The organism is Acinetobacter sp. 18QD2AZ41W (assembly GCF_009829025.1).
In the GTDB taxonomy this organism is placed as follows: Bacteria; Pseudomonadota; Gammaproteobacteria; order Pseudomonadales; family Moraxellaceae; genus Acinetobacter; species Acinetobacter pseudolwoffii.
The window spans coordinates 23,981-45,869 of the sequence record NZ_WURP01000009.1 but is presented as its reverse complement, the minus strand read 5'-3'; the positions used below and the strand labels follow the sequence as shown (position 1 = coordinate 45,869).

Sequence of the window (21,889 nt, the reverse complement as noted above, 5' to 3'; positions counted from 1 at the left end):
AATAAATGGTCAGCAAGATTTTTGTTCCTCTTGGTCTGATCATTTTAGAGATAATTGATCCTTAGACCCACAGATCTCGTTGTGTCACATCCATCAATTCAACCCTAGCTCGATGGGTGTTAAATCATAACTAAATTGAATAAAAGGTATTACTTTACAGATCAGATAGCTTATCGGGAATAAGTTCTTTATTTGTCAATAAAGTCAAATTTAGAAAACTTGGAAAGCTAAAGTGCCGCTGTCCTTAGCAGAGAGACCTATTCAGAAACGGGTAGCATAAAGAACCAAAACAGAAATTTTGGTCAGAAAGATCAATGTAACAAAATAAATCTCAAGTAGGCGGCTTATCAGCCGAGCGCATTTTCAGATTTTCATTCAGGTGAATGAATATCGTTTATAAAATAATCAAATATAAATATTTGGCGTATATAAGCCACGCACCAGTACAGCAACATTTTTATGAATCATCAGTTCAATATATAGGCATTTATTAAATAAATAGTAGGTAGTAATTTCAAACAGTTTGATTAGAATCCAAAAATTCAACAAGAACACATCCTGAGGGGAAGCATCGTTTAAGCGATGTTTACTTAAGAAAAATTAGCTTGAGGAACGCTCATGCAGATCGGAATTCCAGCCGAAACTGTTGTCGGTGAAAATCGCGTCGCTGCGACGCCAGAGACAGTAAAGAAATTGATCAGCGCAGGACATAGCGTGATTATCGAACGTAGTGCAGGGCTTAAAGCTGCCTATATCGATAGTGCCTATGAACAAGTTGGTGCCAAAATTACGGATGATGCCTACACCGGCAGTCAATTGATTTTAAAAGTTCGTGCACCGAAAGGTGAGGAAATTCAAAAACTCAATCCGAACACCGCCATCGTGGCAATGTTTGATCCTTACCGTAATACTGAGCTTGACCAATTTGCGGCACAGAACGTGTCTGCATTTGCATTGGAGCTTTTGCCACGGACCTTGTCTCGTGCGCAGAATATGGATGTCTTGTCTTCTCAAGCCAACCTTGCAGGATACAAGTCAGTCCTTCTGGCTGCGGCTGAATACCAGCGCATGTTCCCGATGCTAATGACGGCTGCGGGGACGGTCAAACCAGCCCGTGTGGTGATCATGGGGGTCGGGGTCGCGGGTCTGCAAGCCATTGCCACTGCAAAACGCTTAGGCGCTATTGTGGAAGCCACAGACTTGCGTCCAACAGCAAAAGACCAAGTGGAATCATTGGGCGGTAAATGGCTGGATGTGCCGATGTCAGCCGAAGAGCAGCAAAAAGCGGCGGATGCGGCCAAGAATGGTTATGGCTGGATGCCGGGTGAGGAATACATCCGCGATCAGGCTGCCATTGTGGATAAAGCCGTATCAAATGCTGACATTGTGATTACCACAGCGCTTTTACCCGGCCGTGATGCACCGCGTTTAATCCGTGCTGAAACAGTTGCGAAAATGAAACCGGGTTCAGTCATTTTAGATATGGCAGTGGAATCGGGCGGTAACGTTGAAGGTTCGAAATGCGGTGAAACTGTGCATACCGACAACGGCGTCAAAATTTTGGGTATTCCCAATATTCCTTCGACTGTATCGACTGAAGCATCGGCTTTATATGCACGTAACGTGTTTAATTTTGTCGAAACGCTGTTTGATGCCGACAAGAATTTTGTCCTGAATCCAGAAGAAGAAATTCAAAAAGCCCTACTTGTCACTCATGCCGGCCAAGTGCTGCTAAAACGTGGTTAAGGAGAAGACTCATGGTTGAAACAATTACGATTTTTGTCCTTGCCATTTTCGTAGGTTACTACGTGGTGTGGGGGGTAACACCAGCATTGCATACGCCGTTGATGGCGGTCACCAATGCCTTGTCATCGATCATTATTGTCGGTGCGATGATCCAGACCGTTGGTCTGCCGGTGATCGGCGTTGAAGGCAGCGTGGATTTCCAGACCATTAACGTGGTGAGCGTGCTGGGTGCAATCGCGGTGTTCCTGGCCAGTATCAATATTTTCGGTGGCTTTGCCGTGACTGCACGTATGCTGGAAATGTTTAAACCTAAGCAAAAGAAAAAAGAGGGTTAATCCATGGAAATGATTCGAGAATATGCGGATTGGTTCTACCTGATTGGTGCCGTTCTTTTTATCCTGACGCTACGTGGTTTATCAGGTCCTAAAACTGCAATTCAAGGTAACCGTTACGGTATGATCGCCATGGCGATTGCAGTATTGACCACCTTCTTTGTTGCAGATAATCCTGTGGTGTGGATAATTGTGGGCGCAATGGTAGCAGGTGCGGTGGTGGGTATTGCCCGTGCGCGTACTGTCCCTATGACCCAAATGCCAGAAACTGTGGCGCTGATGCACTCATTGGTGGGTCTGGCTGCGGTCTTGATTGCGATTGCTGCAATTATTCATAACAACAAACTGATTGAACTCGGTCCAGACCTTTTGGCGGCCAATGGTGTCAATTTCCATGAAATGAGCCGTGTTCATTTATTTGAACTGTTCGTGGGTTGTTTTGTCGGTGCAATTACCTTTACAGCATCAGTCTTTGCTTATGGAAAACTGGCTGCGAAGAAATGGGCAAAAACCATTTCTGGCGCATGGGTAAAACCTGTTCAGGCCATCATCTTTATTGCCATGTTGGTGTTTGGTTTCATGTTCTTCTCAACAGGGAATATGACCGCATTCTGGGCAATGACAGCACTTGCACTGGTCTTTGGCTGGGTATGGATTGCACCTGTCGGCGGTGGTGATATGCCGGTGGTGGTCTCGCTACTGAACTCATTCTCTGGTTGGGCTGCAGCCGGGATTGGTTTCACGCTTGAAAACAACATGCTGATTGTGGCAGGTTCACTGGTCGGTTCTTCAGGTGCGATTCTGTCTTATATCATGTGTAAAGCCATGAACCGTTCAATCATCAACGTTCTGTTTGGTGGCGCAATGGGCGGTACAGCTGCGCCGACAGCAGGTGCGGGTGAGCAGGTACAACGTAACCACCGTTCTGGTTCAGCAGATGATGCGGGCTTCCTCATGTCAAATGCGGACAGCGTGGTGATTGTACCGGGTTATGGTATGGCGCAAGGTCGTGCACAGAATGCGGTCAAAGAACTTGCGAACATCTTAAAAGAGCAGGGCGTAACCGTACGTTTTGCAATTCATCCGGTGGCAGGTCGTATGCCAGGTCATATGAACGTATTGCTGGCTGAAGCTGACGTACCCTATGAAGATATTTTAGAGATGGATGAAATCAACTCTGACTTCCCGGCAACGGATGTGGTGCTGGTGATTGGTGCAAACGACGTTGTCAACCCGGCAGCCAAAGATGATCCAACATCGCCGATTTATGGCATGCCGATTCTGGAAGCGCATAAAGCACGTACTATTATGGTAATCAAACGTTCAATGGCGACCGGTTATGCAGGTCTGGACAATGACTTGTTCTATAACGACAAGACCATGATGATCTTCGGTGATGCCAAGAAAGTGGTGGAAGATATGACCAAAGCGATTAATGGTACGGGTCACTAATCATTTAAATCCCCCTAAGTCCCCCTTTAATAAAGGGGGATTTTTTATTTTATATTTTATATTTTGGAAAAAGGATGATTGAGCGGTCATCGAACGTCTATGTTTATGATGAATTTATCCTAAAATACCCATCAAATCGGTGCATAAGACAAGATGAAAATTAAAGAAAAATAGCTGTAGCTTGAGTTGTATTAACGCTTATAAAGTCCGATGAACAGGCAATAAAAAAGCGACCTACACAGGTCGCTTTTTTGAATATTTGATTTTACGCTACAGAGTTTGTATCTGCAGGATTGCGCCATAAGCTTTCTAGATCATAGAATTTACGCGCTGTTGGAAGCATACAATGAACCACTACATAACCGAGGTCGATGAGGATCCATTCAGCATCACGTTCGCCTTCAATACCAAGCGGACGGAAGCCAGCTTTACGTGCTTCTTCAGCAACGTTATTGGCCAGTGATTTGATATGACGTGTCGATGTGCCGCTTGCAATGACCATAGCATCAGCCACATTACTGATACCGCTGACATCAAGCTCAACAATTTCTTTTGCTTTTACATCTTCAAGTGCAGCATGTACGACTTTTAAGCAGTCCTGTACAGCTTGAGAATTTGAATTCATAGTAAGATCGTGAGAATTAGAAGCGCTGGGCGATGGTTCTAAATTCATGGGGTGTGTAATTTCCTAACAATTATGCATGGTCTAATATAGCGGTTTTAGTGCTGAATTTCAAATGAAGCCGCAGTCCACTCAGTCATGCTCCGGAAAGAATTCGGCTTTCCAGACAAAGGAGTCATTGGAATGCTGCATCGGCTTATATTCGGCAGCGACATAAGCTTGATATTGACTATGTTTTAACCACTGAAATATATCATGATATTGAATAGACGCCGTATTGGGTTGATGTCGTCCCGGACAATCCGCAAACTGGATATGACCAATCAGGTGAATATTTTCTTTTAAATTTTCCAGTACATCTTCGCCCATCATCGCCATGTGATAGCAGTCATACTGCATTTTTAAGGCCGGATGATTGACTGCTTCCAGCATTTCCTGAGCTTGTGCAACATTTTGAATCAAAAAACGTGGCATATCGGTGCCATTGACCATTTCAAAGACCGGTTCAATTTGATGCTCGAGCAGCATTGAACAGGCCATTTTCAGATTACTTGCCAGCGTATTCAGGCAGGGCAACAGGTCACAATCCAGAGGCTGTTTGCCTGCCAGAATATTGACCCGAGGTACATTTAAGGCCGTGGCATACTGGATGGCTTGTTCAACAGCATGACGGAACTCGATTTCCCGCCCCGGGATACCGGCCAGGCCATGGCCGCCCTGCATTAAATCACCGGCAGGCACATTAATCAGGCATAAGTTCAGTTGATGGATGCTGAGCTGATTTTGAATCTGGCCAATCGTCAATTCATAAGGAAACTGGATTTCGACATGATTAAAGCCCTGTGCTCGAGCCAGTGCGAAGCGTTCGATGAGTGGCACTTCGGTAAAAATCATCGACAGGTTAACGGCGAGTTTAATCATGTATTTTCCTTATACATTCAGGGTATTACAAAAGTAAAAATTATGCGTGCTTGAGCTGTTGAATCACAGTGGCCAGATCGGCCTCGGCAAAGCCCTGGGCCTGATGGATTTGCAGCTGTGATAAGGCCTGAGTCGCGACCGGAACATCCAGGTCAAAGCTTTGGGCCAGTTGCACGGCATTGTTCAGATCTTTAGATAAGGTCTGCACTTTCCATTGCACCGGTTCGAAAGTTTGTGTGGCCATACGTGGCGCCAGAATCTGGAAAGGTTTGGAATCGGCAAAACCACCCGCCAAGGCAGGTGCCAGTAGGCGTGTATCTACACCTGCAAGGCCCGCCAATGCCACTGCTTCCGCGATCAGGGTACTATTGGCTGCGACAATGAGCTGATTACAAATTTTGGTCGCCTGACCAGTACCGGTGTCGCCCATACGGGTAACGCGCTGTGAAAGTGCTGCATAAATTGGGTCAAGATGTTCAATCATTGTGGCATCACCACCGGCAAAAATCACCAGACTGCCTTGTTCAGCACCTGCGGTACCGCCTGAAACTGGGGAGTCAATCCAGTTCACCTGTCTGGTCTGTGCTTGTGCTGCAAGCGCGTGGGTTTGCTGCACCGAAAGGCTGGAAAAATCCACAATGATTTGATCGGCAACCAAATACGGCACGATCTGCTCAAAGACCGATTGCACCGCCTGATCATCTGCCAAGCAAGTCAAAATCACTGGATAATCCGCAATCTGATTCAAAGACAGCGCAGTTGCACCCAAGTCGATTAAGGGATGGCAAGCCGCCGAGGTACGGTTCCATACCGCGACCTGAAAACCTGCCTGTAGTAGACGGGTCGCCATCCGGCGTCCCATCAGGCCCATACCCAAAAAGGCAATCTTAGTATCGCGATTTAACTGCATGCTTTTTCTTATTCCTTGCTTGGACTCTAACTCGATTTAGTTATATTGGCGTGGCACGAACTGGACTTCCGGATTCTTGTCCTTTTTGCGAGCCAGCTGACTGTTTTTACCTAGCAATAATTTGAGCTGCCAGATTTTTTCCATACGTAAAGATTTATTTGGGCGATGCTGCATGGCATCCAGTACAAACTTAGAGGCCATCAGGGCATCCGGAGAGCGTTGCAGCATTTCCTCAGCCAATGCTTGTGCGCGTGCCAGTGGTTCTTGATCCACATGGGTAACCAGACCAATCTCTTTGGCATAGGCACCGTCAAAAATCCGGGCAGTCAAGGTCAGCTCTTTGGCCAGATCAATCCCAATCAGGCCTTTCAGCGAACGGCTGAGTCCCATATCTGGTACCAGTCCCCAACGGGTTTCCATAATCGACATTTTGGTATCAGGATGTGCAATACGGATATCTGCGGCCAGAGCAAGCTGCATACCAGCGCCAAAACAGAAGCCCTGCATCGCAGCGATCACCGGCACCGGTAATTCCTGCCAGACCAGAAAGGCTTTCTGGAACAGGCTCTGACCCGGACGGATTAACTCCCAGGCCGCATAGGCACGATTTTTAGGATTATTTAAATCGGCCAGATCAATGCCGGCACTAAACACCTGCGCTTCACCGGTTAAAATGACGCAACGGATACTTTTATCTTTTTTGATTTTCTGCGCAGTCGCAACCAGTTCACGCAGCAGGGCAAAGCTCATGGCATTGCGTTTATCCGGGCGATTCAGTGTAACTGTGGCAATGCCGTTATTTTTTTCCAAGCGCACGAGTGACATGGCATTCTTCCTTATTTTTCCTGAGCCGAGCATAGCATGTGGCCTATGAGCTTGCATGACAGCTCAGTCATACTTTCTAAGTCACGGACTGAGCAGCTTCAAGTTTTAATTCAAATGTTGTTTCAGAATTTGCTGGGCGGCCTGTTCAACTTGTTCGACCACGGCTTTAAGTTCATCAAAATGTTTCAGCACGTCTTGAACAAAGTTTTCGTCGGCCTTGCGACGTTCTTTGCGCAGGGTTGAAACGAACTGTTCAAATCCGCCCGTGACTTTCTGCAAAGTCGGTGCGCCGACATAGCGGGTTGCACCATATAAACGATGCAAGACATGTTCCAGTTGCGGGAAATCTTCCAGTTCGATTAGCTGCTGCATTTCAGTGAGTTCATCGGCAAAACTGTCGACCAGCATGCGCAACAGGTCTACTGCCAGATCTTCCTTATTGGCTGCCAGTTGCAGGCTTTGCTGCCAGTCCAGAATATTCGGATCCAGTGCATCAATCACATGGGCGCGTTCCAGCACTGGAAGCCGTTTAAAATGTTCTGTGGTCCAGTGGGTCAGAATCTGCACAATCTGCTCGATCTGGATCGGCTTGGTGACATAATCATCCATGCCATTTTGCAGCAGCTTATGTTTTTCATCCGACAGCGCATGTGCAGTCAGGGCAATAATCGGCAGTCGGTTATGGTTTTCAAAGGTCGATTCCAGTGAGCGAATCGCACGTGTGGTATCAATTCCCGACATCACCGGCATCTGAATATCCATAAAGACCAGATCAAAAGCCGGCTGTTTCTGCTCATAACGGCGCTGGATGATATCAATCGCTTCCTGTCCGCTCAGGGCTTTGCTGGTGGTGACATTCAGTTCAGCGAGTAATGCTTCCAGAACAATCAGGTTGGGCAAATGGTCATCGACGGCCAGAATATGCAGACCCTGACCATTAAAGTCTTCATGCTGTTCCTGATCGAAGACCGGTTGATTGCCCAGCAGCTGAATCAAGGCACTGCGGCTGAGTGGCTGATGCAGAGCACGGGCACGATGGTCGTTCAGCATGCTTGGATCGAGTTGCATCTGATAACCATATACGGCCAAATGACCCTGATAACGCGAGCGGATCTCGCGTAATAGGACTTCGCTGTCGCCACTATGATCGACGATGAGCCAGGTGTTTTCAGAATTCTGTAGATGATTCAGGCGGCTAAACAGATCCAGAATCGATGCGCATTCAATATGCTTGACCTGATAATTTTCCAGATAATGACGCAAGACGTTCGCGGTTGCCGGATGGGCCAGATAAGACACCACCGTCAATTCATTGAAATCTGGATGTTCAATTACAGTATCTTCATCGACCAGGAATTGTGCAGTAAACCAGAAAGTTGAGCCTTTTTCGGTTGGGGCACGTTCCTGATTATCTTCAAAACCAATCTGGCCATGCATCAGGCTGACCAGCTGTTTGGAAATGGCCAGCCCCAGCCCTGTACCGCCAAACTGACGGGTGACCGAAGTATCGCCCTGTGAGAAAGACTCGAATAATTTTTTACGATCGGTACCACTCAGGCCAATGCCGCTGTCCTGTACACTAAAATGCAAGACACATCGATCGATCCCCTCATGTTCCATACGTGCCCGCACGATGATTTCGCCATCCGGCGTGAATTTGATCGCATTGGAAATCAGGTTGGTCAGAATCTGCTTAAAGCGTAGCGCATCGCCAATCACATGTTTCGGTACGCTATCTGCGTAGTAGAAGGCCATATCAATATGTTTTTGTGCCGCCAGGGGTGAGAGCATGTCCATCACATCAAAAATGGCTTCTTCCAGATCGAAAGCTGCGGTTTCCAGTTCCAGTTTGCCGGCATCAATTTTGGAAAAATCCAGCACATCATTAATCAGCGCCAGTAAATGTGCGGAAGATTTACGAATGGTCTGCAAATATAGACTTTGCTCATTGCTGAGATTGCCCTGACGCAAGAGCAGATGAATAAAGCCATCAATACTGTTGAGCGGGGTACGCAGTTCATGGGAAATATTGGCCAAAAACACCGACTTGGCCTGGTTGGCTGAAATCGCCTGGTCACGTGCCTGACGGTAAGTAATATTCTGTACTTCGAGCGTATCTAAAGTACGACGTAAATCATCTTCAGTCTGTTCAGTATGTTCGCGCAGTTCCAGAAAACTAAAATGCAGACGTTTTACCACATTGGCAATATCCCGTTGCAGTAAACGTAGCTCTCCGGTGCTGTTAATCACCATATGCTGGCCGAGGGTATCGGCATTCAGGCGTTGCAACTGCATGCGAATTTCATACATCGGTGCAATCCAGCGCCGTGAGTAGAAATTCAGACAGAGTAATAACAATAATAAGGTTAATAGACCCGTTGCAATCAATACGATCAAGACCCGGTAACGGGCAATTTCCAGCGGCTGATTATCCAGTTCAATTGCCAGCCAGCCTTTAGAAAAACTGTTTTCATTCACTTTAATGGCATAAATATGATTGTCTTTATGCAGAATCGGGCCAATAAAGTTACCGCTTTTATCAAAATCGGGCCAAGCGGCCTGTTCCTGAAAGCCGATACCTAAACGATTCTTGCCACTGTCATCCAGAATGGCTGCCCGAACCAGATGTTTTTCATTGAGCATATTCTGCATGGCATTGTGGGCCTGATCATATTGCCAGGGATACAGGCTTAAAATATCCAGTGCATACTCAGACGTGCCTTGAAAACGCGTCATAATGGCAATTGCCATCTGCTTTTGCTGGGCACGTGCGGCATTCGAGGTTTCAGTCAACACCAGCATCGCGCCAACACAGGCCAAAATAGTAATCGGCACAAAAATCAGCGCAATCAACTGTCCATAGGCGTGATTTAAGTGTAGGCGTTTAAACAGCTTTTTATTGATCGTTGACATGATTTAAGCAGTATTTTCTTTATGTCTGGCATATTAGCATGCTTTAAATCGACAGTTAAAATTTAAGCATTATTTTTATAAGGGTTCAGATCAACCTTTAAAAATACAAGAGATTTCAGTTAAATGATTGCTGAAATACAGTGAAAAGCGGGCGATGAAGACTTCAGTCGTCTGAAAGTCCGGGGCTGAAAATAACGCTTTTATATTCACAGCTGAGCTGCTTGATCTTGCTAAATCACAGGGAAATGAAGTTTATAGCAGGATACTGAGTCTGTTTTAGAGAGTTTCCTGAAAAAGCAGTGCTAAATGGATGCAGGGAAAAGCATTTTTTCATACAATAGCCGCACCTCGATATAGGTGCACACAATGAGTAATACCACCCCCGATTTTCAAGCAGATGAATTTTTGTTAGACCACTATGTCGGCAAAACGCCACTGGTGCGTTTACAGCGTCTGGTAAGTCACACTCAAGCTACAGTACTCGCGAAACTCGAAGGCAATAATCCGGCAGGATCGGTCAAAGACCGTCCGGCCTATAATATGATCATGCAGGCCGAGAAGCGTGGACAGATCAAGCCGGGTGATACCCTGATTGAAGCAACGAGCGGAAATACGGGGATTGCATTGGCGATGGTCGCAGCGATGCGTGGCTATAAAATGAAGCTGATCATGCCGAACAATATGAGTCAGGAACGTAAGGATGCGATGCGTGCTTATGGTGCCGAGCTGATTGAAGTTACCAAAGAACAAGGCATGGAAGGTGCACGTGATCTGGCCGCTCAAATGCAAAATGATGGCGTGGGTCTGGTACTGAATCAGTTTGGCAATCCGGATAATGTCGAAGCACATTATCTGACTACAGGTCCTGAAATCTGGCAGCAAACCGGTGGCAAGATTACCCACTTTGTCAGTTCTATGGGTACAACCGGCACTATTATGGGTGTCTCGAAATATCTGAAGGAAATGAATCCGGAGATTCAGATCGTGGGTTTACAGCCATCTGATGGTTCAAGCATTGCCGGAATCCGTCGCTGGCCGGAAGAATATCTGCCGACCATTTTTGATCGCAGTCGCGTGGATCGTATTATCGATATTCCACAAATTGAAGCTGAAAAAACCATGCGTAAGCTGGCGCAGAAAGAAGGCATCAGTGCTGGTACTTCATCTGGTGGTGCAGTGTGGGCTTCCATAAAGCTGGCGGAAGAACATCCGGATGCCGTCATTGTGTGTATTATTTGTGACCGTGGTGACCGTTACTTGTCTACAGGGTTATTCTCTGTGCAAGATTCTGAATAATTATTTGAGCACTGTGTTATGCGCCTGCCTGTTTTAACTTTCGATATTGAAACCCAAACCGATCTCAAATCAGGCGCGCATTTATTTGGTCTGGACTTGCCTGAAGCAGATCTGGATCAGGCCCTGACCAAACTGCGCCGTCAGGATTCAGGCTCTGATTTTCAGCGTCCGCCCTTGCATGAAATTGTCTGTATTTCCGGTTTATGGATCGATGAGCAGGGCATGAAGCTGTTTTCTTTTAGCCGGGAACAGCATTCTGAAGCGGAAATTTTAAGAAAATTCTTATCGATTTTTGATAAGCGTCATCCGACGCTGGTCAGCTGGAATGGTTCACAGTTTGATTTACCGGTGATTTTATACCGTGCCATGTATCATGGACTCTCTGCACCGAGTCTATTCGATCAGGGCGAAATTGACACGCAAAAGCGTTATAATAACTACCAGAATCGTTACCATCATCGTCATGTCGACTTAATGGATGTGATGGCCATGTTCCATGCGCGTCATTTCCAGAAGCTGGACGATGTTGCACATTTGCTGGGTTATCCGGGTAAACGCGGTGACGGGGCCTATCGGGTTCCTGAATATGTCCGCAATCAGCAATGGACCGAACTGACCTCTTATTGTGAAGGCGATGTGCTGAATACCTGGCTGGTCTATATCCGCTGGCTGTTGTTAAAAGGACAGCTGTTATTGCCGGATTATCAGCATTTGCTGCACAGTACGATTCAATATTTGCATACCCAACCGCAGCATGCGGACTTTTTATCGGTTTGGCGTGAAACGTCACAAAGAACTGACTTTAGCCGTTTTGATTTTCCAACTCCCACATCCTAGGTTTTCATGAAGCATCGAGCACACACACGTCCTACCCAGCAACCCGAGTACATTTTTCAGGTTGAGTCACTTTCGCATGAGGGACGTGGCATCGCTCATTATGGTTCACACCCGGATCATCCACCGCATAAACACGGCAAGAAAGTCTTTATCCGTTATGCCTTGCCCGGTGAAACCGTGCGTGCTCGCATTACCCGTGAAGTTAAAAAACTGGAAGAAGCTGACAGTCTTGAATTACTCAGCGAAGCTTCCGAAATTCGCGTCAAGCCGATCTGTGCACATTTTGGGGTCTGTGGCGGCTGTAATATGCAGCATATCGCAGCCGATGCACAGATTGAACTAAAACAGAATGTGCTGAAATCGCATTTACAGCATTTTGCTGGCATCCAGCCTGTGCAGTGGCTTGCACCGCTACGTTCCGAGCGTGAAGATTATCGCCGTAAAGCCCGGATCGGAGTGCGTTATCTGCCGGCTAAAGACACATTGGTGGTGGGTTTTCGTGAGAATCAAAGCAATAAATTAACCTCGATTGATCGCTGCATGATTCTGGATCGTGAATTTGGATCGCTTACAAGCCTTAAACAATTGCTGCAAAGTCTCAATGGCAAGGCTGACATTGGTCATATAGAATTGGCCATGGGGGATCAGGATATTGCCTTACTGGTGCGTGAAACTGCAAAATTATCAGTGGCTGATGTCAACCAATTGCGCGAATTTACGTTACAGAAAAGCTGGCAACTGTATGTGCAGCCTGCCGGCAAAGATACACTCTCGCGAATTGATGCTCCAGATGCCGCGGCGCGCTTGCACTATAGTCTTGATGACTTTGATGTGAAATTCGGTTTTAATCCTGTGGACTTCACTCAGGTGAATTCGACTATCAATCCGCAAATGGTAGCGCTGGCATGTAATTTGCTACAGCTGCAACAGGGTGAGCGGGTTCTGGATCTATTTTGTGGATTAGGAAATTTTTCTCTAGCACTGGCACGCTGTGTAGGCACATCCGGTCAGGTGATTGCGGTGGAAGGGAGTGAAGAAATGGTGCAACGCGGTGCGGAAAATGCCAAAAATAATGGTATTGCCCAAGTTGCTTTTTATTCACAAGATTTAACCAAAGATTTCTCGCACCAGACTTGGGCAAATCAAGGTTTTGATGCATTATTGATTGACCCGCCACGTGCTGGCGCAGAAGAAGTCATGCATTATCTTCCTCAGTTTGGTGCAAAAAGAATCGTTTATGTGTCATGTAATCCTGCGACACTCGCAAGAGATGCAGGGCTCTTGGTACAACAGGGTTATCGCCTCACTCAAGCCGGAGTGATGGATATGTTCACGCATACTGGGCATGTTGAATCGATTGCATTGTTCGAAAAAGAAAATTAAATGAACGATTGAAGAAATGATGTATTTACAAGTAGGAGAAGGGTATGGTCACAGTACGTGAGCAACTCCCTGGACGACTCAATGAGTTGTCACAGGAGACGACTGTAGAACATGCCGAACAAGCACACCACGATCTGACTGAGTGGTTGGATCGGGTTCGTGGCATATTAGATGGGGCACCTTTACAGCAGCTCGAAGAAGTCGCCCACTTAACATTAGAAAGAGAGCTGCAAAGTACGGTTCAGCATCGTTCCAATACCTTTTATACCGGTATTGAGATGGCAGATATTTTGGCACATCTGCATGTCGATGAAGATACCCTGTCTGCGGCCATGCTCTATCGTTCGGTGCGTGAAGGCGTCATGCCACTGACTGAAGTGTTAGAAAAATTTGGTGAGCAAGTGCATAGCCTGGTCAAGGGCACGCTGGCCATGGGTAAACTGTCTGAACTGATCGAAAAAAATAAACGTCTGGAAGACCATTTCGATAATAATCAGCGTGAACATCTGTCCGGCATTTATAAAATGCTGATTTCAGTGACTGAAGATGTGCGTGTGGTTCTGGTGAAGTTGGCAGAGCGTACCTATGCCTTGCGTGAGCTGACCAATTCCTCGCGTGAACGTCAGGAGCGGGTTGCCCGAGAAATTCTGACGATCTACTCACCACTGGCGCACCGTTTAGGCATCGCCCAGTTAAAGTGGGAACTGGAAGACTTGGCCTTCCGTTATCTTGCGCCAGAACGTTATAAAGAAATTGCTTCTTTACTGAATGAAAAACGTTTAGAGCGAGAGCAATATATTCAATTCGTGATTGATAAATTACGCAATGAATTGTCTGAATATGGCATCGAAGCTGAAATTAACGGACGCGTAAAACACATTTATTCGATTTATCGAAAAATGAAAAGCAAGAGCCTGAGTTTTGACCAGCTCTATGATATTCGTGCCTTAAGGGTATTGGTCAAGAGCGTACCGGAGTGTTACCACAGTTTAGGGATTGTACATCAGATCTGGCGACATATTCCGCATCAGTTTGATGACTATATTACCAATCCAAAAGCCAATGGCTATCGTTCCCTGCATACGGCTGTAATTGCCGAGAACAAATCACTTGAAGTGCAGATTCGTACTTACAGCATGCATGAAGAAGCAGAGCTGGGGGTGTGTTCGCACTTTAATTATAAAGAAGGCTCGAAAACCACCGATCATTCTTTTAACCATCGTTTGCATTCCTTACGCGCAGTTCTCGAGCATTATCAGGAACGCAATGAGTCCAGTGCACATAAAGAAGCAGAAGATGAAATCGAAAACTTCGAACATATTCAAGACTTCGAAGGCTTCGAAAAAATTTATGTGTTTAGTCGTGATGGTGATATCAAAGAGTTGCCGCGTGATTCAACTGTGCTCGACTTTGCTTATCATGTGCATACCGAAGTTGGTAACAAATGCTATGCCGCGCGTGTCAATCAGCGCTATGTGCCACTGACCTATACCCTGAAAACCGGGGAACAGGTCGAGATTCTGACCAAAAAAGACCGTGAGCCGAATCGGGACTGGCTGGTTAACTCTCTGGGTTATATCAAGACTGCACGTGCGCGCGACAAGTTGCGCCACTGGTTCCGTCAACAGGACCGCAGTAAAAACCTGGAAGTCGGCCGTGAAGTGCTGAATAAAGAATTGTCACGTCTGGCGATTCATCCAAAATCAATCGATTTGAGTGATTATTGCAATCATTTTAATGTCAAAACCGGTGATGACATTCTGGTGAATCTGGTCAATGGTGATATCAGCCTGCATGCCTTGATTAATCAGGTGAATCGTCATATGCATCTGGATCAGGATGAACCTGAGCTGGTGCTGAAGCCAGCGCTGAATCCGCGTGCCAGTCATACGCTGTCAGCGCACGGTATTCTGATTGACGGGCTGGATAACGTAGAGCTGCATGTCGCGCAATGTTGCCAACCGGTGCATGGTGAGTCGATCGCTGGCTATATCACCCTGAATCGTGGGGTAAGCATTCATAAGGTGGCTTGTCCGGACTATGTGCGCATGATCACCCAAGAGCCTGAACGTGCGGTAGAAGCCGACTGGGAAATGCAGCCAACACGTGGCCAGAGCGTACAGATTGTGGTGGAAGCCTATGATCGACGTGGTCTGCTCAAAGATCTGACGCAAGTGATTTTTTCCGACCAGATCAATATCCGTCAGGTCAATACTATTTCGGAAGCGGACGGTATTGCCAATATGAAGCTATTGATTGAAGTTAAAGGTCTGGCGCAACTTTCCAAACTGCTGGCGCGTCTTGAACAGCAGCCGGGCATTATCAGCGCCCGCCGTCTGGTACAGGGCACTTAATTCTTTATTTCTAAGCTGAAGAAAGCCTGCAATTCAATTGTGGGCTTTTTTATTGTAAGGTATTTGAACAAAATGGATAAAAACAGATCAACAGACCGATATGAGTGCGCCAGAAATATTTGAACGAAGACGACATCATCTGACAAAAGTGATTGATCAGCTGATTGACACCCAGCAATTTAAAACCGGCAAAGAGATCTGCGAGCATTTTGGCTTGTCTGCTGCTTATATCGCGCAGTTACTGAATAGCAAACGCCAGATCGGAGAGAAGGTGGCAAGGGAACTGGAACAGCAACTTGGCTTAGCTCATTTAATTCTGGATCAGACGGTCGAACCGAAGATTGAACTTGCTACAGCTATAGAACAGGTCGCTTTATTTCAGATGCAGGTGGTACAGCAGCAGGCCTTTAAACTCAATCCCATAGATTCTATGGTTTCGTTCAATCAAGATATTTTTCATCTGCAAGCACAGCATTATGCGATTCAGGTGGCAGAGCACTATTATTTTCCCATTCTGAAACCGGACTGGTGGCTGGTTTGTGATAAAGAGTTGCCAGTTTTTGGGATGTGCTGTGTGTATCTGGTCAACGGCTTGCAGCTCATTTTAGAAGAGTTGGGCGAAGCTCAGGATGTTTATGAATTTCGAAGTCTGGATGAAAATCGGAAAGTCATTTTCCAAAAAACAGATATTGAAAAAATCCATCCAGTGATTGCGATTCTGCCGGCTACTTCAACATTCAAACAGCAGAAATAATTCAGCCCATCCTAGGACGGGCTGAACGATGAAAATGAAATATCAGATTAGGGAATCTGGTTTTCGTCTTCAAATTCTGGCTTGACTTGTACGATAAAGTCCTGACGGTTTAAACCACGCCAAAGTGCAAATCCAGTCCCGATATAGATTGAAGAGTAGGTACCGACAAAAACGCCGACAAACATCGCAATCGAGAACCATTTCAGACCATCACCGCCCATAACCATCATTGCAACAACAACCAGCAATAGCGTCATAGAGGTATGAATGGTACGGCGTAAGGTTTCGGTCAGGGCAATGTTAATCACTTCAAGCGGTTCTGCACCCCGAATCTTACGGAAGTTCTCACGGATACGGTCAGAGACCACGATATTATCGTTCAGTGAGAAACCAATGATCGCAAGGAGTGCCGCAAGTACCGTCAGGTCAAATGGCCACTGCGTCATGGCAAAAATCCCGAGGGTCACCACGATGTCATGGAACAGCGACAGTACTGCACCGATCGCCAGTTTGAGCTCAAAGCGGATGGTGACATAGACCAGCATCAGCAAGAGTGCCAGTGCCACCGCGCCACCAGAGCGGACATACAGCTCATTACCCACCTGTCCGCCGACTACATCAAGCTTCGGTACCTCTGCCGCATTATTTGGCAGCTGAACCGCTGCTGTGACCGCTTTAGTCAGGTCTTCAGCTTCAATGTCTTCCTGAACGGGCATACGTACCATCAGGTCGCGTTCTGAACCTAAAGTCTGCACCACGGCATCGTTGAAGCCAGCCTGGCTCAGTGCCTTGGAAACATCCTCCGGTTTGACCGGATTGGTATAGTTCAGCTCGGCTGCCACACCACCGGTAAAGTCCAGACCCAGGTTCAGACCTTTAGTGGCAATAAAGAACAGACTCGCAACCGTTAAGAAGATAGACAACAATGCCGCAGGCAAAGCAATCTTCATAAACGGAATGACGCGTTCGTCTTCAGGGCGACCATACTGTTTCTGATTCAGTTGAGTATTTTCAGTCATCATCGATCTCCTTAAATGCTCAACTTTTTCAAGTTACGTTTTTTGCCATAAATGATCTGTACCACGGCACGGGTTACTGTAATGGCAGTAAACATCGAGCAGACGATACCAATCATCAGGGTCACGGCAAAGCCTTTGATCGGACCTGTACCAATCGCGAACAGAATGAATGCAACCAGGAAGGTGGTGAGGTTCGAGTCAAAAATGGTGTTATAGGCTCGATCATAACCCGCCACGATCGCCTGTTTCGGCGAGGCACCCCATTTCATCTCTTCCCGTATTCGTTCACAGATCAGTACGTTGGCATCTACCGCCATACCGATGGTAATCACGATACCGGCAATACCAGGAAGGGTTAAAGAAGCCCCAATCCATGACATGACGGTAAGAAGCATGGCCAGGTTAAAGACCAGAGCAAAGTTGGCAATCACACCAAACAGACGGAAGAATACCACCATCCAGATCGCCACCAGAATGAAGCCGATTTGCGTTGAAAGTACCCCTTTGTCGATGTTTTCCTGACCCAGACTTGGACCAATCACACGTTCTTCGACAAAGTACATTGGTGCAGCCAAAGCACCTGCACGTAGCATCAAGGCAAGTTCAGCAGCTTCCTGCGGAGAATCCAGACCAGTAATACGGAACTGAGAGCCGAGTACTGCCTGAATAGTTGCAGCATTAATCACGACAGATTCAGTATATGGCGTACGCACTTCAGTTTGAGTCCCAGTCGCTGGATCTTCTACATAGCTAATGCGCTGTTTGTTCTCGATGAACAATACTGCCATCCGTTTGCCGACCGCATTCCGGGTCGCATCCGACATCAGTTTGCCGCCTGCGCTGTCTAGGGTAATGTTGACCTCAGCACCGCCAGTGTCCTGGCTAAAGCCGCTTGATGCATTCTGAACACGTTCACCGGTCAAGATACGGTTACGGTTCAACAGCAGCTGACGACCGCTGTCCAGTGATTCATAAGCGAATACTTCTGTGCCCGGTGGCAATGTACCCGTTGCCTGGCCGGTATATGGATCGATGTACTGATCATTCAGGTCAGAGACCAGACGGAACTCGAGGTTTGCAGTACGACCCAAAACACGTTTGGCTTCGGCTGTGTCCTGTACACCCGGCAATTCAACCACAATACGGTTGCTGCCCTGGGTTTGCACCAGTGCTTCTGCCACACCTAACTCGTTAATACGGTTACGTAAGGTGGTCAAGTTCTGGTTGACTGCATAAGACTCGATTTCTTGCTTACGTACATCAGTATAAGTCAAACGTAAAGTCGAACCGGTATCAGTCGCAACAGCCTGCTGGGTAAACTCATTGCCATTACGGCGCAAGAAGTCCATCGCTGCAGCACGATCATCATTGCTGGCAAACTGCACCACAATGGTGTTGCTGCTTAAGTTCAGGCTATTAAATTTCAGGTTGTTATCACGCAACTGACGACGTAGGTCTGTCGCAGAGGTTTCCATGCGCTGCGCAATCGCTTTGTCCATGTCCACTTCGAGTAAGAAGTGAACACCGCCACGTAAATCCAGACCCAGCTTCATTGGCTTGGCACCAATTTTTTGCAGCCATTCCGGCGTGGTCGGGGCAAGGTTCAATGCAACCACGTAATCATCACCTAATCCGCGACGTAAAGCTTCTTTGGCTTTAAGTTGCAATTCACTTGAATCTACACGTAATAAGGCAGCATTGTTGCTAAAGCTATTGTCATGGGTGGCAATATTTTCAGTTGTTAAAATTTGCTCTGCTTTTTGTACGATGCTTGCATCAATTTGAGTACCGGCTTTGGCACCCGAAATCTGTACAGCAGGTTCATCTGGATACAAACTTGGCAGGGCATATAAGGTACTGATGACTAGTACAACTAGAATCAGTACATATTTCCATGCTGGGTAACGCATTTATTTTCTTCTTAAAATGAAAAAGTCGTGCAAGGGCACGACTATTTTTGATTAAAGGTTATTTAAAGTGCCTTCAGGAAGGACTGAAATCACACTCGCACGCTGAACTTTAACTTCTACGCCACGGTTCAATTCAACCACTGCGAAGTCACCTTCAATCTTGGTGATTTTGCCCATTAATCCGCCTGCAAAAACGACTTCACTGCCAACACCAAGGCTTTCAACCAAAGCACGATGTTCTTTGGCACGTTTAGATTGAGGGCGCCAGATCAAAAAATAGAAGATTGCAATAAAAACCGCAATCATCAAAAGGTTCGCCATCATGCTGGGTTGTTGTGCAGCTTCACCTGCAGCGTGAGCAGTCGAAATAAAAAGGCTCATTACATTTTCCTAAAATAAAAAAACTGGTGATCAACTTGATAATAAATTGACATATTCTTGCAATTTACATTGTCTTTTTCCTCAGCGCAAATGCTGATGGATTAATCTTGCGGGCAAGGGGGTACTTCCAGGCCACGACGGGCATAAAAGTCCTGCACAAACGCATCAAATGTACCGTTGTCCAAGGCATCACGCATGGATTCAGTCAAGCGCAGGTAATAACGCAAGTTATGAATGGTACCGAGCATCGAACCGAGCATTTCCCCACATTTTTCGAGGTGGAATAAATAAGCACGAGTGAAGTTGGTACAGGTATAGCAATCGCAATGTGGATCAAGCGGGCTTTGATCGTGACGATATTTCGCATTACGGATCCGTACCAGACCATCTGTGACAAAATAATGACCATTACGTGCATTTCGGGTTGGCATCACGCAGTCAAACATATCGACACCACGGCGCACCGCTTCCACAATATCTTCAGGTTTGCCGACACCCATCAAATAGCGCGGTTTATCTGCCGGCATTTGTTCTGGAAGATAATCCAGTACCTTGATCATTTCCTCTTTAGGCTCGCCAACGGACAGACCGCCAATCGCGTAACCATCAAAGTCAATATCCAGCAGGCCTTTTAACGATTCTTCACGTAAGTCTTCATACATGCCACCCTGAATAATCCCAAACAGTGCATTACGGTTTTTCAGAACCTCATGATGTTGGGTTTTACAGCGCTTCGCCCAGCGCAAAGACAGTTGCAAGGATTTTTGCGCTTCTTCATGCGTCGCAGGGTAGGGCGTACATTCATCAAAAATCATCACAATGTCAGAGTTCAGCGTGTGCTGAATGTCCATTGAAATTTCAGGCGATAAAAATACTTTTGAACCATCGATGGGTGAGCGGAAGGTGACCCCTTCTTCTTTAATTTTACGCATTGCACCCAGACTGAATACCTGGAAGCCACCGGAATCGGTCAAAATGGGATTATTCCACTTCATAAATTCGTGCAGGCCACCATGTTCACGAATCACATCGAGTCCTGGACGTAAATACAAATGGAAGGTATTGCCCAAAATGACTTGAGACTTGATCTCTTTAATATCACGCGGCAACAGGCCTTTCACCGTACCGTAAGTGCCGACAGGCATAAACATCGGGGTTTCAACCACACCATGTTCAAGCGTTAAACGACCACGACGGGCGCGACCCGACTGACCTAATTTTTCAAACTTCATAGGAGTTCCACATCCAGGCGAAAAAACAGTTCGCTGCTAGTTCATAGCTAAAGGGCGCTATTTTCCTTGATTCTTACGCTAAACGCCAGCATTGTAGAGCATTCGCTCTGTAATTTTATTTATCGTTGAATAAATGCAAGATCAGGTGAAATAGTCGAATTTGCAGAAAACTGTTGCAAGCGCTGCTGGATATCTTCCCGGCTAAGAGCACAGCTGCCATCCGGTTCAGAGGCCATGGCGGCAATATGCTGGATCAGTTTCTGGATATAGATATTGCTGTCGATAAAGTAGGATTCCAAGGTCAGCAAATAGGCATCGTGCGCCACTTGCAGATAATCATAAGGCTCCATCACCAGCATTTGCTCCAGATCAATCAGAATGTCTTTGTCATTTTGCGAGAGTTTTAATCGCTTACTGATTTCAGAAAAAGGCTGGGTATGTCGGGAGGCTAGAAAGTTTTGCAATAAGGCGCTTTCTGGGTTGAGTTCCAGTGCAGATCGGCGTTCAAATTCGGCCTGGTTTGGCAGGCTCAGGAAAAAAAGTATATTGCCCAGATCCAGACCATAGGCTTCGGAGAGGCGATATTTGGCCTGTTTGAATGTTTGCAGTAATAAATCCAGATGTGTTGTGTGGAGCTGTTGCTGTTCTAATAGCGGATGACCAAAACTATGCTGGGTTTTAAAATAATCAGCCAGCAAAGTTTTGAACGGGATCAGTCCAGAGTCGGGCGCAGCTTGTGCCCGATAACGCCATTTTGGGACATTCCAGCGATCTTGTTCAGCCAGATATTGCCGCTGATCTTCCGGATCTTTAAAAATACTGCATTCAGTCGAAATGGCCAGATCATCCAGCAGTAAAAATTCGTCAAAGACCAGACTACAGGCATAGATTCCATCGTCCTGATAATGGTCATAAAGCTGATAAAATTCTTCCACCAGCGTCTGCTCTAAGCGCTCTACATAATTCAGCATAATTTTTATTCTTTATTTTATTGGTTTTATA

The 21,889-nt window shown here is 46.4% G+C and carries 18 protein-coding genes; 8 read left to right on the top strand and 10 right to left on the bottom strand.

The genetic code is table 11. The features are described 5' to 3' along the window. The first annotated feature begins 618 nt into the window (after positions 1-618). From GVV58_RS11995 to GVV58_RS11985, 3 genes are read left to right on the top strand one after another with little or no spacing between them, the layout of a single operon-like run. Positions 619-1,746, top strand: coding sequence for a Re/Si-specific NAD(P)(+) transhydrogenase subunit alpha (locus GVV58_RS11995; RefSeq protein ID WP_074383527.1), 1,128 nt, complete (start codon positions 619-621; stop codon positions 1,744-1,746). A gap of 11 nt (positions 1,747-1,757) precedes the next feature. Then, on the top strand, positions 1,758-2,081 hold the full coding sequence (locus GVV58_RS11990; protein WP_004281642.1) for a proton-translocating transhydrogenase family protein: 324 nt from the start codon (positions 1,758-1,760) through the stop codon (positions 2,079-2,081). A 3-nt stretch (positions 2,082-2,084) separates the two neighbouring features. Further along, the gene (locus tag GVV58_RS11985; protein ID WP_159516644.1) at positions 2,085-3,530 is read left to right on the top strand and encodes an NAD(P)(+) transhydrogenase (Re/Si-specific) subunit beta; all 1,446 of its coding nucleotides are present in this window, start codon (positions 2,085-2,087) and stop codon (positions 3,528-3,530) included. 265 nt (positions 3,531-3,795) lie between these two features. Here the strand turns inward: GVV58_RS11985 and rsfS are convergent, their stop codons facing one another. The 5 genes from rsfS to GVV58_RS11960 form a co-directional block, all read right to left on the bottom strand. Beyond that, on the bottom strand, positions 3,796-4,203 hold the full coding sequence (rsfS, locus tag GVV58_RS11980; RefSeq protein WP_005098092.1) for a ribosome silencing factor: 408 nt from the start codon (positions 4,201-4,203) through the stop codon (positions 3,796-3,798). A gap of 81 nt (positions 4,204-4,284) precedes the next feature. Next, positions 4,285-5,073, bottom strand: coding sequence for a TIM barrel protein (locus tag GVV58_RS11975; RefSeq protein ID WP_100329839.1), 789 nt, complete (start codon positions 5,071-5,073; stop codon positions 4,285-4,287). A 40-nt stretch (positions 5,074-5,113) separates the two neighbouring features. Beyond that, positions 5,114-5,983 carry an NAD(P)-dependent oxidoreductase gene (locus GVV58_RS11970; protein ID WP_005168630.1) on the bottom strand — a complete coding sequence of 290 codons (870 nt, stop codon included), beginning with the start codon at positions 5,981-5,983 and terminating at the stop codon, positions 5,114-5,116. A gap of 36 nt (positions 5,984-6,019) precedes the next feature. After that, a complete protein-coding gene (locus tag GVV58_RS11965) occupies positions 6,020-6,808 on the bottom strand; it encodes a crotonase/enoyl-CoA hydratase family protein (RefSeq protein WP_100329837.1) in 789 nt (262 codons plus the stop codon). A gap of 105 nt (positions 6,809-6,913) precedes the next feature. Then, the gene (locus tag GVV58_RS11960) at positions 6,914-9,721 is read right to left on the bottom strand and encodes an ATP-binding protein (RefSeq protein ID WP_159516643.1); all 2,808 of its coding nucleotides are present in this window, start codon (positions 9,719-9,721) and stop codon (positions 6,914-6,916) included. A gap of 366 nt (positions 9,722-10,087) precedes the next feature. On the opposite strand from GVV58_RS11960, the gene cysM reads away from it, so the two are divergent. The 5 genes from cysM (at position 10,088) to GVV58_RS11935 (ending at position 16,345) form a co-directional block, all read left to right on the top strand. After that, complete coding sequence (gene cysM / locus GVV58_RS11955) at positions 10,088-11,017, top strand: cysteine synthase CysM (protein WP_005098086.1); 930 nt, start codon at positions 10,088-10,090, stop codon at positions 11,015-11,017. Between the two features lie 18 nt (positions 11,018-11,035). Next, positions 11,036-11,854, top strand: coding sequence for a 3'-5' exonuclease (locus GVV58_RS11950; protein WP_159516642.1), 819 nt, complete (start codon positions 11,036-11,038; stop codon positions 11,852-11,854). A gap of 6 nt (positions 11,855-11,860) precedes the next feature. Beyond that, entirely contained in the window at positions 11,861-13,237 is a 1,377-nt protein-coding gene (gene rlmD / locus GVV58_RS11945; RefSeq protein WP_159516641.1) for a 23S rRNA (uracil(1939)-C(5))-methyltransferase RlmD, read from the top strand. Positions 13,238-13,281: 44 nt separating this feature from the next. After that, positions 13,282-15,591 carry a bifunctional (p)ppGpp synthetase/guanosine-3',5'-bis(diphosphate) 3'-pyrophosphohydrolase gene (locus GVV58_RS11940; protein ID WP_005098082.1) on the top strand — a complete coding sequence of 770 codons (2,310 nt, stop codon included), beginning with the start codon at positions 13,282-13,284 and terminating at the stop codon, positions 15,589-15,591. Positions 15,592-15,691: 100 nt separating this feature from the next. Then, positions 15,692-16,345, top strand: a complete 654-nt coding sequence (locus GVV58_RS11935) for a hypothetical protein (RefSeq protein WP_159516640.1) — start codon at positions 15,692-15,694, stop codon at positions 16,343-16,345. Positions 16,346-16,392: 47 nt separating this feature from the next. On the opposite strand, the gene secF is transcribed toward GVV58_RS11935, so the two are convergent. The 5 genes from secF to GVV58_RS11910 all read right to left on the bottom strand — a co-directional run bounded on the left by secF (position 16,393) and on the right by GVV58_RS11910 (position 21,858). Beyond that, positions 16,393-17,367 (bottom strand): protein translocase subunit SecF, encoded by a 975-nt coding sequence (gene secF, locus GVV58_RS11930; RefSeq protein ID WP_171502647.1) that lies wholly within the window; start codon positions 17,365-17,367, stop codon positions 16,393-16,395. Between the two features lie 8 nt (positions 17,368-17,375). Beyond that, entirely contained in the window at positions 17,376-19,274 is a 1,899-nt protein-coding gene (secD, locus tag GVV58_RS11925) for a protein translocase subunit SecD (RefSeq protein WP_005168609.1), read from the bottom strand. Between the two features lie 51 nt (positions 19,275-19,325). Then, positions 19,326-19,655, bottom strand: a complete 330-nt coding sequence (yajC, locus tag GVV58_RS11920; protein WP_005098077.1) for a preprotein translocase subunit YajC — start codon at positions 19,653-19,655, stop codon at positions 19,326-19,328. 101 nt (positions 19,656-19,756) lie between these two features. Continuing rightward, positions 19,757-20,887, bottom strand: coding sequence for a tRNA guanosine(34) transglycosylase Tgt (gene tgt / locus GVV58_RS11915; RefSeq protein WP_005098076.1), 1,131 nt, complete (start codon positions 20,885-20,887; stop codon positions 19,757-19,759). 119 nt (positions 20,888-21,006) lie between these two features. After that, the gene (locus GVV58_RS11910; RefSeq protein ID WP_159516638.1) at positions 21,007-21,858 is read right to left on the bottom strand and encodes a DUF4303 domain-containing protein; all 852 of its coding nucleotides are present in this window, start codon (positions 21,856-21,858) and stop codon (positions 21,007-21,009) included. Positions 21,859-21,889 lie beyond the last annotated feature (31 nt).